Raw genomic sequence first — 12,962 nt, 5'->3', positions numbered from 1 at the left:
ACAGCGACACGAGCCGACCCGGGTGTGCGCTCAGCGTTCGACCGGCAGTCCGCGCGGTTCCTTGATCCGTTTCATGATGATCTGCGAGTTGACCTCGGTGACCCCGGTCAGCGAGGTCAGCCGTTCGATCCACAGCCGTTCGTACGCGGCGAGGTCCGCGACCGCGATCCGCAGCAGGCAGCCGGGGCTGCCGAACAGCCGGTGCGCCTCGATGACGTCGGGGATGTCCCGCAGCGCTTCCTCGAAGGCCTCGACGGTCTCCCGGTCCCGTCGGACCTCGATCGAGACGAGCACCTCGAAGCCCCGCCCGACGGCCGCCGGATCGATGACCGCGCGATAGCCCTGGATCACGCCGTCCTCCTCCAGCTGCCGCACCCGTCGCAGGCAGGCGGAGGCGCTGAGGCCGATGCGCTGGGCGAGCTCCAGGTTGGTCAGCCGACCGTCCTCCTGGAGTTCACGCAAGATACTGCGATCGATCCGATCCATGACGCAATTATGCACGCCATATCTCGCAAGGTCGGCCTCGAAGTCGCAATCACATTCCATACAAGCTGACCTATCGTTGCGAAGGCGACACCCTTCGATCTCCGGGACAGACAGACATGCAGTGGACACGCGACGACCGGCCGCGCCGGATCACCCTCATCAGCACGGGCGGCACCATAGCCAGCCGCTGGCAGGGCGCCGGGTACGCCGCCGACGCCTCCGGTGACGACGTCCTGGCCACCTCGGCACTGCCCGAGGGCGTGACGGTCGAGGTCGTCGACCTGTTCAACGTCAACAGCTCCCGGATGACCTCCGCCCGGCAGGTCACCCTGCTGCGCGCGGTCCACGCGGCGCTCGCCGACCCCGGCGTCGACGGCGTCGTGGTCACCCACGGCACGGACACCCTGGAGGAGTCCGCCTTCTTCCTGGACCTGCACCACACGGACCCGCGACCGGTCGTCTTCACCGGCGCCCAGCGTCCGCTCGGTACGGGGGACGGAGACGGCCCCGGCAACGTGTACGACGCCCTTCAGGTCGCCGCCTCGGTCCGCGACCTGGGCGTGCTCGTCGTCTTCGACGGCCGGGTGCACGCGGCGCGCGGCACCGTGAAGACGCAGACCCTGGCGGCGGACGCGTTCGCCGACCCGTCGGAGTCCAGCCTCGGGAAGGTCGGTTTCGGCAGCGTGGACATCCGCCGCAGCCCCGACCGGCCCGCTCCGCTCCCCCTGCCCACGGCCGCCGTCGAGGACCTCCCGCGGGTCGACGTGGTGATGCACCACAGCGACGGCGACCCCCTCTTCCTGAACACCTCCGTCGCGGCCGGCGCGCGGGGCGTCGTGCTCGTCGGTACGGGCGCGGGCAACGCGACCCCGGAGATCGTCGAGGCCGTCGGCGCGGCGGTCGCCCAGGGCACCCTGGTGGCGCTGAGCACGCGGGTGCCGGCCGGCCCGGTCGCCGAGCTCTACACCGGCGGCGGGGCCGTGGACCTGGTGGCCGCCGGAGCCGTACCGGCCGGAACGCTGCGTGCGGGGCAGGCCCGGATGGCGGTCCTGGCGACCCTCCTGTCCGACGTCGCTCCGGAGCGCCGGCCGGCGCTGCTGCACCGGCTGCTGAACGGCCCCGCGCGCCCGGAGCCCGCCCTCACGGCGTCCGGCTCCCGCTTCAACGGCACCTCCTGACGCAGAGCCACCCCGCCTCTCTCCTTCCCCACCTCTCTCCTTTCCTCGCTTCTCTCCTCCCCCTCCTCCCCTCCCCCTCGAAGGCACCTCGATGACGACTGTGTCCCGCCGTGAGCACGACCTCCTCGGAGAGCGGGACGTGCCCGCCGACGCGTACTGGGGCATCCATTCCCTGCGCGCCATGGAGAACTTCCCGATCACGGGAACGCCGATCTCCGTCTACCCGCAGCTGATCGACGCGCTGGCCGCCGTCAAGGAGGCGGCCGCGCTCGCCAACGAGGAACTCGGCCTGCTCTCCCCGGCGAAGACGGCCGCGATCGTCGCCGCCTGCCGGGAGATCCGCGGCGGGAAGCTGCACGAGCAGTTCGTCGTGGACGTGGTCCAGGGCGGCGCCGGAACGTCGACGAACATGAACGCCAACGAGGTCGTCGCCAACCGCGCCCTCGAACTCCTCGGCCACGCCAAGGGCGAGTACGAGCACCTCCACCCCAACGAGGACGTCAACCTCAGCCAGTCCACCAACGACGTCTACCCGACCGCCGTCCGGATCGCTGCGATCACCGCCGTGCACGGTCTGCTCCAGGCGACCGCGGTGCTCCAGGACGCGTTCGCGGCGAAGGCCATCGAGTTCCGGGACGTCCTCAAGATGGGGCGCACCCAGCTCCAGGACGCGGTGCCGATGACGCTGGGCCAGGAGTTCTCCACGTACGCGGTGATGCTGGACGAGGACCGCAACCGGCTCGCCGAGGCCGTGGAGCTCATCCACGAGATCAATCTGGGCGCCACCGCGATCGGCACGGGCCTCAACGCCCCGCCCGCGTACGCCGAGACGGCCCGCCGCCACCTCGCCGAGATCACCGGCATGCCCCTGGTGACCTCGGCCAACCTGGTGGAGGCGACCCAGGACTGCGGCGCCTTCGTCCAGCTCTCGGGTGTCCTCAAGCGGCTGGCGGTCAAGCTCTCCAAGACCTGCAACGACCTGCGCCTGCTCTCCTCGGGCCCGCGCGCCGGCCTGAACGAGATCAACCTCCCCGCCGTACAGGCCGGTTCGAGCATCATGCCGGGCAAGGTCAACCCGGTGATCCCGGAGGTCGTCAACCAGGTCGCCTTCGAGGTGATCGGCAACGACATGACGATCACCATGGCGGCGGAGGGCGGCCAGCTCCAGCTGAACGCCTTCGAGCCGATCATCCTGCACTCCCTGGCGAAGAGCATCACCTCGCTGCGTGCCGCCTGCCTCACTCTCGCCGAGCGGTGCGTGGTGGGCATCACGGCCAACGTGGACGAGCTGCGGGCTGCGGTCGAGAACTCCATCGGCCTGGCCACGGCGCTCAACCCGTACATCGGCTACACCGCCGCCACCGCGATCGCCAAGGAGGCCCTCCTGACGGGCCGGGGCGTCGCCGAACTCACCCTGGAGAAGGGACTCCTGCCCGCGGAGCGCATCGCGGAACTCCTCACCCCGGAGCGCCTGACCGGCATCGAACCCCGCCCGGTCGCCTGAACCAGCAGGCAGCCGGCGCTGTCAGATCCGGAGCCAGGCCGCCGTGTCCGTCGGGAGGCGGCCCGCCGGGTCGAGGGGGGCGCTGGTGAGGAGGACGTGGGCGGGCGCGGGGAGAGGGGTGGGGGTCGGTGAGAGGTTGACCAGGCAGAGCAGGCCCCCCGGGCGGGTGAAGGCGAGGACTCCCTCCGGGGACGGGAGCCAGGTCAGCGGGCCGTCGCCGAAGCCCTCCTCCGTGCGGCGCAGACTCAGGGCCGTCCGGTAGAGGGTGAGCATCGACTCCGGGTCCGTGTGCTGGCGGTCGACCGCGTAGCGGGCCCAGTCGCTGGGCTGGGGGAGCCAGGGCTCGGAGGTCGGACCGAAGCCGTACCAGGGTGCTTCGGCGTTCCAGGGCAGAGGGACGCGGCAGCCGTCACGGCCCGGGTCGGTGCCCTGGGAGCGGGCGTGCATGGGGTCCTGGATGCGGTCGCGCGGGATGTCGGCCTCGGGGAGGCCGAGTTCCTCGCCCTGGTAGACGTAGACCGAACCGGGCAGGGCGAGGGTGAGGAGCGCGGCGGCGCGGGCGCGGCGGGTGCCGAGGTCCAGGTCGGTGGGGGTGCCGAAGGCCTTCGTCGCGAAGTCGAAGCCGGTGTCCCCGCGCCCGTAGCGGGTGGCGGTCCGGGTGACGTCGTGGTTGCAGAGGACCCAGGTGGCGGGGGCGCCGACCGGCGCGTGTTCGGCCAGGGTGTCGTCGATGGTGCGGCGCAGCCGGTCCGCCTCCCAGGGGCAGGAGAGGAAGTTGAAGTTGAAGGCCGTGTGCAGCTCGTCGGGGCGCAGGTAGCGGGCGAACCGTTCGGAGTCGGGCAGCCACACCTCGCCGACGAAGACGCCCTGGTAGGTGTCGGCGATCGCCCGCCAGGACCGGTAGATGTCGTGGAGTTCGTCCTGGTCGATGTACGGGTGGGGGTCGACGCCCTCGACGAAGTCGGCGAGGGCCGGGTCCTTGGCCAGCAGCGCGGCGGAGTCGATGCGTACGCCGGCGACACCGCGCTCGAACCAGAAGCGGAGCACGTCCTCGTGTTCTCTGCGGACCGCCGGGTGGGCCCAGTTGAGGTCGGGCTGCTCCGGGGTGAAGAGGTGGAGGTACCACTCGCCGTCCTCGACCCGGGTCCAGGTCCGTCCGGAGAACTGTGACGGCCAGTCGTTGGGCGGGAGTTCGCCGTGCTCGCCGCGGCCCGGCCGGAAGTGGAACAGTTCGCGTTCGGGGCTGCCGGGTCCGGCCGCGAGCGCCGCGCGGAACCAGGCGTGCTGGTCGGAGACGTGGTTGGGAACGATGTCGACGATCACGCGGATGCCGAGTCCGCGGGCTTCGGCGATGAGCTTCTCGGCCTCGGCGAGGGTGCCGAAGGCGGGGTCGATGGTGCGGTAGTCGGCGACGTCGTATCCGCCGTCGACCAGCGGGGAGAGGTACCACGGGGTGAACCACACGGCGTCGACGCCGAGTTCGGCGAGGTAGGGCAGTCTCGCCCGGACGCCCGCGAGGTCCCCGGTGCCGTCGCCGTCGCCGTCGGCGAAGCTGCGTGGGTATACCTGGTAGATGACGGCGTCGCGCCACCAGTCGTCGGTGCGGTGCGAGTGAGGGGCTGCCACGTGACGGTCCTTTCGGGCAGGTCGGAGTTCTTCGCCGCCGGCCCGGCGTGCTGCGGGGCGTGTGGACGGGCCGGCGGCGAAGGTCTGGGGGTGCGGGACGAGGCGGCGGGGACGGGCGTGGTCAGCCCTTGAGTCCGCCCGCCGTGAGACCGCTCATGATGTTGCGCTGGAAGACCAGGAAGAGGAGCAGTGTCGGCACCGAGGCGATCGTGAGCGCCGCGATGAGGACGTTCACCGGCACGCCGTTGGAGAGCGAGTAGATGCCGACGTTGAGTGTCTGCATCGCGGGGTCGGGGAGGGTGAGCATCGGCCAGAGGAAGTCCTTCCAGACCCCCACGACGGCGAAGATCGACACCACGCCCAGGATGGGGCGCGAGACGGGCAGCACGATCGACCACAGGATGCGCGTCGGCGAGGCCCCGTCCATCGACGCGGCGTCGAGCAGCTCTCTCGGGATCGAGTCGAAGAACCGCTTGAGCAGGAAGATGTTAAAGGCGTTGGTGACGGACGGGAGCCAGATCGCCCAGGGGGTGTTGAGGAGGTTGCGCTCCACGACGGGCACGTCCAGGACCGTGAGGTACTGCGGGACGACGAGGACGGTCGCCGGGATCATGAGCGTCGCCAGCATCAGGCCGAGGATGGCCTTGCCCAGGACGGGCCGCAGCTTGGAGAGCGAGTAGGCGGCCGCCACGTCGAGGACGAGCTGGAAGGCGAGCGCGCCGAACGCGTAGTAGAGAGTGTTGAAGAGCAGGGTGGCGAGGTCCATGACCTCCCAGGCCCGGCTGTAGTTCGCCGGCTCGAAGGTCCCGGGCACGAGGGTCGGCGGCGTCTGGATGACCTCCTGGGCGTCCTTGAAGCCGCTCGTCACCAGCCAGTACAGCGGGCCGAGGAAGGCGAGGGTGAAGCCGCCGACGACCACGGCGAAGACGGTCCAGTAGAGGACCCTGCCGCGGGGGCGGGCGAGCTGCGCCGGCGAGATGAGTGTGCGTGTGGACATGCTGGTCTCCCCCGGTCCTACTCGTCCTCGGCGCGGCTGAGCTTCACGTACGCGGCGGAGAACCCGGCCAGCAGTACGAGCAGGAGCAGGCCGAGCGCCGCCGCGGCACCGTAGTTGTTGAAGTTGAAGGCGTACTGGTAGATGAGGTAGACGACGGTCGTGGTGGAGCCTTCGGGGCCGGCGCCGCCGGTGAGCAGGAACGGTTCGACGAAGACCTGCATGGTGGCGATGATCTGCATGAGCAGCATCAGGGAGAGGATGAGCCGGGTCTGGGGGATGGTGACGTGCCAGATCTTGCGGAACAGTCCGGCGCCGTCCAGCTCGGCCGCCTCGTACAGCTCGCCGGGGATGGACTGGAGCGCGGCGAGGTAGATGAGGGCCGCGCCGCCCATGTTCATCCAGGTGGAGGCGATGACCACGGAGAGCATCGAGAGGTCGGGGTCCTGGAGCCACTGCTGTTCGGGCAGTCCGACCGAGGTGAGCATCTCGTTGAGCAGGCCGTAGCCGGGGTCGTACAGGTACTTGAAGAGGAGGACCGAGGCGACCGGCGGCAGCATCACGGGCAGGTAGACGAGCAGCCGGAGGTAGCCCTGGCCGTGGTGGAACTCGTTGATGACGAGGGCGACGACGAAGGGGACGGCGAAGCCGAAAACCAGGGCGAGGACGGTGAACAGGAGCGTGTTGCGCCAGGCCTGCCAGAAGGCCGGGTCGTTGAAGACGGTGACGAGGTTGTCGAGACCGACCCAGCTGGTCTCGCCGCTCTCGGTCTTCTGGAAAGCGAGGAAGAACTCCCTGACCATCGGGTACCAGGAGAACACCGCGAAGCAGACGACCGCGCCGATCAGGAATCCGTGGGCGGTGAGGTTGCGCTTCAGGTTCCGGGCGAACCGCCCGGCGGGCGGCACGGGGTCCGTCTCGTACGGCGGTGAGGGGTGGCGGGAGGCCGCTGTGCTCGGGGTCAGGCTGGGGGCCGACATCTCGTCGCTCCTTGGTGCTGGTGCCGGGTTGACGTCCGTGGGCGGGGCGGAGCGGGGGCGGCCGGACGGCCGGCCCCCCGCCGCCGGTCCCGTCACCCGTTGGCGAGGACCTGGTTCACCTGCGTCTCCGCGGTCGCGAGGAGCTTGTCGATGTCGGCGTCCTTGTTGGTGAGGATGCCGGACATCACGTTGTCGAGGACCTTGTAGACCTCCTGCGCCTTCGGCGGCTCCGCCTTGCCCGCGACGGGGTTGTCCATGAAGGTCCTGAAGTTGGCGACCGGCATGGTGGCGTGCTCCGTGCGGGCGGCGTCGTCCTGGGCCTTGGAGTCGTTCAGCCAGAAGTTGGGCTGCGGGACGCCGACGGGCAGGCCGTCCTGCTTGCTGCGCGACCAGTCGAACTGGCCCTTGCCGACGGTGAGGTTCTTGAAGTTCAGCCAGGCGATCGCGGCCTTGATCTTGTCGCCGGATATGCCCTGCTTGATCATGTAGTTGTTGCCGCCGGCCAGGGTGGCCTTCTCGCCGGGGATCGGTCCCATGCCGAAGTTCTCGTACTTCGCGCCGAGTTGCTGGACCATGTACGCGATGTCGTCGGGCGCGGCGAGGAACATGCCGAGCTTGTCGGTCGCGATCTGCTTCTGCAGGTCTCCCCACTTGAGCAGCTGGGTCTTGCCCATGCTGTCGTCCTCCCAGCGCATGGCGTGGAGGTTCCTGGCGACCTGCTTGCCGAGCTCGTTGTTGAAGGCGGCCTTCGTGCCGCTCGCGTCGACGACGTCCCCGCCCAGGCTGTACATCTGCGCGGTGAAGTGCCAGCCGCCGGTGTTGCCCGCGCTGTACTCGCCGAACCCGGCGATGCCCTGCCCCAGGCCCGCGATCTTCTTGGCGGCGGCGCGGACCTCCTCCCAGGTGCGCGGCGGGGCGTCGGGGTCGAGGCCGGCCTGCTGGAAGAGCTTGCGGTTGACGAGCAGGCCCATCGTGTAGTTGCTGGTGGGCAGGCCGTACAGCTTGCCGTCCTTCTTGAGCGAGCCGAGGACGTTCGGGTCGATGTTCTTGAGGAGCGGGACGCTCTTGTCGTTGACGTAGGCGCTGATGTCGGCGGCGCCGTCGTTGTCCAGCACCTGGGGCAGGTCGGTGAAGTACGTGTAGAAGACGTCCGGCTGCGACCTGGCCTTGAGCATCGCGGTGAAGCGGGGCGGTTCGAGGCACTGGCCGGCGGTGGAGCGGCCCTCGATCGTGACGTTGGGGTACGTCTTGTTGAAGGCGGCGACGTCCTCCTTCCACTCCTTGAGCTCGGCCGCCTTCGCCGCCGGGGGCATGCAGTCGATGGTGATCGTCACCTTGGTCTTCGGGTCCAGCGGAGCGGAGGGATCGGACGACCCACCGCCCCCGGAACCACCGCTGCCGTTGTTGCTGCTGCTCGTGCCGCAGGCGGCGAGCGCGGTCAGCGTGAGCGCGGAGACGAGGGTGACCGCGCTGGCGCGGCGCGTACGGCGGAACCGGGCACTTCTCATGGGTGGTCCCCTTCGGGCATGAACGTGGAGGTCGCGTCACCCCACCGCCGGTGCGTTTGTGGGGCGCGCCACACTCAACCACCATCAACAAGTGAACGCAATATGTCGCGCTGATTTCGCAATTGCCTGACAGAGAAAGGGAAGGATGACGAGGTCGCAGGCCGGGAAGCGCCTGATCCCGAGGCCCCACGGGGCCTCCAAGGGGCCTCCGGGGCGGCGGGGTGACAGAACGCACGCAAGGCCGGTGCAAGCGGCCGCAAACCGCCTGCACCAGCCTCACAGGGCCCGTCGCGCGTGGGTGTCGCGCGAATCCCTACGGGTTGATGTCGATCTCGAAGGTGGAGGTGGTGTTTCGGACGTCCACCGCGTTGCCACTCAGCTCCAGGCTGTTGAAGGTCACCTCCCCCACGGCCGGCCCCTGCCCCGACTCCGGCAGCTCGTTGGCCCACAGACCGAAGCCCGACTTGGCGTCGAACGCGTCCCCGCTCCTGCGCGCGCCCGTGATCGAGATGTCCGTGAACACGGTGTCCTTGATCGGGAACTGCGGCTGCCCGCCGACGTAGTTGGTCTGGAACATCACTCCGCTGTACGTCGGGTCGACGATGTCGACGTGGTTGACCCTGATCCCCTGGAAGACCTTGGAGGCGGAGAACACCCAGATGCCGGGGAAGGTCTGCGAGCCCCAGAAGTGCCCGCCGGCCCGGACGATCGAGATGTTCTCGAACGTCGTGGGCGCGGTGCCGAAGCCGTTCATCGGATAGCCGAAGTCCAGCGAGGAGATCGTGATGCCGGAGTAGACGAGCGTGTCCGCGATGTGGATGTTGCGGAAGGTGTTGTCGTAGCCGCCGTAGACGGCGACGCCCGCGGCACGCCAGGTGAGCGTCGACGTCAGGTTCTCGTAGACGTTGTTCTTCATGTCGGCGCCGCCCGCGTCGATCGCGGAGAAGAGCGCGAAGCTGTCGTCGCCGGTGGCCCGGGCGTCGTTGTTGGTCACCAGGTTGTCCGTGGACCCGTTGGTCATGTTGATGCCGTCCGCGAACATGTTGCGGATCCGGGAGTTCCTGATGGTGATCCGGTCGGTGTTGGCGCCCCAGTACAGGCACACCATGTGCTCGTTCCAGATGTCGTCGATCACGATGTCGGTCACGTTCGCGAAGTCGAACACCTTGCCCGGGCCGTCGATGCGCGAGGTGTAGTTGCCGAAGTAGGCGAAGCCCTTGAAGAGCGACCCCTTCGCCGCCGCCTCGGCCCGGAAGCCGACGTCGGTGTTGTCCTGCGTCGAGGGCGCGTGGAACGTCGTGTACCAGGGGCCGGCGCCGACGACCTTCACGGCCTTGCCGTACACCTGGAACTTGCTCGACGTCTGGTAGTCGCCCGGCGGCAGATAGACCCCGACGAGGGTGCCCGTGGTGTCCATACGTACCTTGTCGAGCGCGTTCTGGACGTCCTGGTGGGTGAATCCGGCCGGGACCGTGTACGTCGCCGGGTCGGGGTTGCCGACCGGGGCGACCTGCTCCAAGTTGACGAAGTCGATCGCGTACGGCCGGCTGTTCGCCACGTCCTTCTGCAGCCGGATCCTGCTCCCCGCCCGCACGGTCTCGCCGAGCATCATGTGCGCCTCGTCGTAGATGTGACGCGGGGCGCCCGCGCCGGGAGAGTTCCCGGGCGCGGTCTCGGCGCCGTACAGCCACGCGTACTTCGACGTCACCGGGAGCGCCTTCCTGAACACCCCGTCGACGTAGACGTTGATCGTGGAGTCGATGCCGCCGCCGCCCGGCGCGTCGGGCAGCGAGACCCGGGCGACCAGGGTGTTCGTGTCGGCGCGGGTGGTGAACTCGACGTACTCCCCCGTCGCGTCGAGGTTCACGGCCTTGCGGCCCGAGGCCTCGCCCGCGATGTCGCCCACGGTCCGGTTCGGGCCGACGACCTGGGCGCCTCCGCCCGCGGTGCCGTCCTCCGCCTCGTACATGTCGTACGGCATGTTGGCGCCGCGGCCGACGAAGAGCGGCTGGGTGGAGGTGTTGTTGGCACGCTTGACCGGCAGTTCGTTGGCGTCGTCGGCGAGGACGACCCTGACGGTGTACGAGCCGTTGGCGGCGGTCCAGGGGCCGAGGCTCACCTCGGCCGTGCCCCCGGCCGCGACGGCTCCGCTGTGCGCGCCGGTCAGCGTCCTGACCGTGACGCCCCTGGAGTCGACCAGGGTGAGCGTGACGCCGTGGCTGCCCGAGGCGCTCGCGACGGTGCCCTGGTTCTTCACGGCCACCTTGAACGTGACGGCGTCACCGGCCGCGGGGCTGGACGGCGAGGTGGTCACGGAGGCGGCGACCAGGTCGGAGCTGGAGACCGGCCTGACCACCAGGGCGGTGGCGCTGGTGAAGGTGTTGTCGGACTCGTTCTGCTCGACGACCGCGTTCGCCTCGTCGGCGACCGCGCTCAGCTGGTACGAACCGGCGTCCCGTGCGCCGATCGAGGCGCTGACCGTGGTCTGCGCGCCTGCGGCGAGGGCGCCGACCTGGGCGGTGGCGACCTTCGTGCCGCCGAGGCGCAGCGCGACGGCGCTCGCCGGCGCGGCGGCCGGGCCGGTGTTGCGTACGGTCGCGCTCACCGTGATCGGGTCGGATTCGACCGGCGCGGCGGGCGTGGCGGTGAGGGCGGTGACCTCCAGGTTCGGGTTGGGCGCCGCAACACCGATGACCTGGAACTCGGCCAACTGGCCTGCCGGTGCACCGGAGTTCGCGGTGAACTTCAGCTGGACGTCGGCGACCCGGGCGGAGAGCGGGATCGTGACGGTGTTGCCGCTCGCCGGGTCGAACGTGTGGCTCTTCGCCGCGACCAGGCCGCCGAGGCCGGTGGCGCTCTGCTCACGGCCGAGGACCTCGACGGTCTGGCTCCGGGTGGCCCAGGCCGTGCCCGGGTCGAGCTTGAGGACGAGCCGGTCGACGTCGGCGTTGGAGCCGAGATTCACGGTGAGGGTCTGGGGGTAGCTGCCGCCCGCGCCCTCCCAGTAGGTCGCGGTGTTGTTGTCGTTGGCGTTGGTCGCGGCGTAGGTGTGCACCGTGGAGGAGGCGGCGATCTCCTTGCCGACCGCCAGGTTGGAGCCCGCGCCGCCGGTGCCGTCGCGGGTCACGGCGTTGCTGTTCGCCGACCGGTTGCCCGCCGCGTCCTTGGCACGGACGTGGTAGGCGACGGTGGCGGAGGCCGGCTGGGTGTCGGTGTACGTGGTGACGCCGCCCGCCACGCTGCCCCGCAGGGTGTTGTTCGCGTACACCTCGTAACCGGTGACGCCCACGTTGTCCGAGGAGGCGTTCCAGGTCAGTCGGATCTGACCGGAGCCGGGTTCGGTGAGCGCGAGGTTCGCGGGCGCGGTCGGCGCCTGGGTGTCCCCGGTCTCGCCGGTACGGGTCACGGTGTTGCTGTCGGCCGACTGGTTGCCGGCCGCGTCCTTGGCGCGGACGAGGTAGGTCACGGTCTGGTTCGCCGGACGCGTGTCGGTGAAGGTGGTGGTTCCCGCGCCGACGGTGGTCAGCAGGGCGCCGTTGGCGTAGACGTCGTACCCCGTGACGCCGACGTCGTCGGTGGCCGCGTTCCAGGTGAGCCTGATCTGGTCGGTGGCGGGCTGGGTGAGGGCGAGGTTCGCGGGCGCGGACGGTGCCTGAGTGTCGCCGGTCCGGGGACCGAAGATCTCCAGTTCGGAGAGCTGTCCGGCGGACTGGACGCTGTTCGCCGTGACGAGGACGCGTACGTACCGGGTGGTGGCCGCGTCGAAGGTGACCGTCGCGGAGTGCCCGCCGGCCGCGTCGAAGGTGTACGCACGGGAGGCGGTCAGGTCGGTGAAGGCCGTGCCGTCGGTGCTGCCCTGGATCTTCAGGGTCTGGCTGCGTGTCTCCCAGCCGGAGGGCAGCCGCAGGACGACCCGGTCGACGCGGACGGCGGCGCCGAGGTCGGCCTGGATCCACTGCGGGAGGGCGCTGTTGGCGCTCTCCCAGTAGGTGGCCCGGTTCCCGTCGTTGGCGTTGCCCGCCGCGTACGCCTGGGTGTGGCTGCTCGCGGTCAGGGTGCGGCCGCTCGCGAGGTTGGCGGAGGAGCCGTCGGCCGCGTGCACCTCCAGCTCGGAGAGCTGGGCGGCCTGCCAGCCGGTGTTGGCGGTGACGGTGATCCGGACGAACCGGGTCTGGGTCGCGGGGAAGGTCACCGTGACGGTGTTGGCCGCGCCGGGACTGAACGTGTAGGTGGCGGAGTTCTTCAGGGTGGTGAAGCTGGTGCCGTCGGCGCTGCCCTGGACGGAGAGCGTCTGGTCACGGCTCTCCCAGCCGGCGGGCAGTTTCAGGACCACCTCGTCCACGCGTTCGGTGGTGCCGAGGTCGGTCTGGACCCATTGCGGCAGGCTGCTGCCCGCGCTCTGCCAGTACGAGCCCTGGTTGCCGTCGGTGATGTTGCCGGCGCCGTACTCGGCGAGGGCGCTGCCGGCCGCCGCCGGGTCGCCCAGGGCGATGTTGGGGCCGCCCGCGGCCTCGGCGGTCATCAGCGGACCGCCCAGTGCCAGGAGGCTGGTCGCGACCACGGCGCTCAGGAACCGTGATCTCCAGGTGGGGATGGTCATCTGTCCTCTCAGTCCTCGATCTCGGCCTCGCGCCCGACCGGCGGCGAGGCACGGCTGAAGGGCGGCGGCCCCGTCGGAACGGGGCC

Annotated in this window: 8 protein-coding genes; 2 read left to right on the top strand and 6 right to left on the bottom strand. The window is 70.0% G+C overall.

Going from position 1 to position 12,962, the window contains the following annotated elements; genetic code table 11:
* Positions 1-30: 30 nt before the first annotated feature.
* Positions 31-486, bottom strand: coding sequence for an Lrp/AsnC family transcriptional regulator (locus ACF1G2_RS32075; protein WP_260226008.1), 456 nt, complete (start codon positions 484-486; stop codon positions 31-33).
* A gap of 116 nt (positions 487-602) precedes the next feature.
* Between ACF1G2_RS32075 and ACF1G2_RS32070 the strand changes: the two genes are divergently transcribed.
* Both ACF1G2_RS32070 and aspA read left to right on the top strand, forming a co-directional pair.
* Entirely contained in the window at positions 603-1,664 is a 1,062-nt protein-coding gene (locus ACF1G2_RS32070) for an asparaginase (protein WP_391801669.1), read from the top strand.
* Positions 1,665-1,755: 91 nt separating this feature from the next.
* Positions 1,756-3,168, top strand: a complete 1,413-nt coding sequence (gene aspA / locus ACF1G2_RS32065) for an aspartate ammonia-lyase (RefSeq protein WP_391801668.1) — start codon at positions 1,756-1,758, stop codon at positions 3,166-3,168.
* Between the two features lie 21 nt (positions 3,169-3,189).
* Here aspA and ACF1G2_RS32060 read toward each other — a convergent pair whose 3' ends face one another.
* From ACF1G2_RS32060 to ACF1G2_RS32040, 5 genes are all read right to left on the bottom strand, one after another.
* Positions 3,190-4,794, bottom strand: coding sequence for a glycoside hydrolase family 13 protein (locus ACF1G2_RS32060; protein ID WP_391801667.1), 1,605 nt, complete (start codon positions 4,792-4,794; stop codon positions 3,190-3,192).
* Between the two features lie 121 nt (positions 4,795-4,915).
* Positions 4,916-5,791 (bottom strand): carbohydrate ABC transporter permease, encoded by an 876-nt coding sequence (locus ACF1G2_RS32055; protein ID WP_391801666.1) that lies wholly within the window; start codon positions 5,789-5,791, stop codon positions 4,916-4,918.
* A 17-nt stretch (positions 5,792-5,808) separates the two neighbouring features.
* A complete protein-coding gene (locus ACF1G2_RS32050) occupies positions 5,809-6,768 on the bottom strand; it encodes a carbohydrate ABC transporter permease (RefSeq protein ID WP_391801665.1) in 960 nt (319 codons plus the stop codon).
* 92 nt (positions 6,769-6,860) lie between these two features.
* The gene (locus tag ACF1G2_RS32045) at positions 6,861-8,276 is read right to left on the bottom strand and encodes an extracellular solute-binding protein (RefSeq protein ID WP_391801664.1); all 1,416 of its coding nucleotides are present in this window, start codon (positions 8,274-8,276) and stop codon (positions 6,861-6,863) included.
* A gap of 313 nt (positions 8,277-8,589) precedes the next feature.
* Positions 8,590-12,876 (bottom strand): discoidin domain-containing protein, encoded by a 4,287-nt coding sequence (locus ACF1G2_RS32040; RefSeq protein WP_391801663.1) that lies wholly within the window; start codon positions 12,874-12,876, stop codon positions 8,590-8,592.
* Between the last annotated feature and the right edge of the window lie 86 nt (positions 12,877-12,962).

This window comes from Streptomyces sp. NPDC013457, from assembly GCF_043089925.1.
Classification (GTDB): domain Bacteria; phylum Actinomycetota; class Actinomycetes; order Streptomycetales; family Streptomycetaceae; genus Streptomyces.
Note: the sequence above shows the minus strand (reverse complement) of the source record. Positions and strands in the feature narration are given on the sequence as shown.

Excerpts from the sequence above, each read along its gene's own strand:
- ACF1G2_RS32075 (WP_260226008.1), bottom strand. The coding sequence starts at position 486 with ATGGATCGGATCGATCGCAGTATCTTGCGTGAACTCCAGGAGGACGGT.
- ACF1G2_RS32070 (WP_391801669.1), top strand. The coding sequence starts at position 603 with ATGCAGTGGACACGCGACGACCGGCCGCGCCGGATCACCCTCATCAGC.
- aspA (WP_391801668.1), top strand. The coding sequence starts at position 1,756 with ATGACGACTGTGTCCCGCCGTGAGCACGACCTCCTCGGAGAGCGGGAC.
- ACF1G2_RS32055 (WP_391801666.1), bottom strand. The coding sequence starts at position 5,791 with ATGTCCACACGCACACTCATCTCGCCGGCGCAGCTCGCCCGCCCCCGC.
- ACF1G2_RS32050 (WP_391801665.1), bottom strand. The coding sequence starts at position 6,768 with ATGTCGGCCCCCAGCCTGACCCCGAGCACAGCGGCCTCCCGCCACCCC.
- ACF1G2_RS32045 (WP_391801664.1), bottom strand. The coding sequence starts at position 8,276 with ATGAGAAGTGCCCGGTTCCGCCGTACGCGCCGCGCCAGCGCGGTCACC.
- ACF1G2_RS32040 (WP_391801663.1), bottom strand. The coding sequence starts at position 12,876 with ATGACCATCCCCACCTGGAGATCACGGTTCCTGAGCGCCGTGGTCGCG.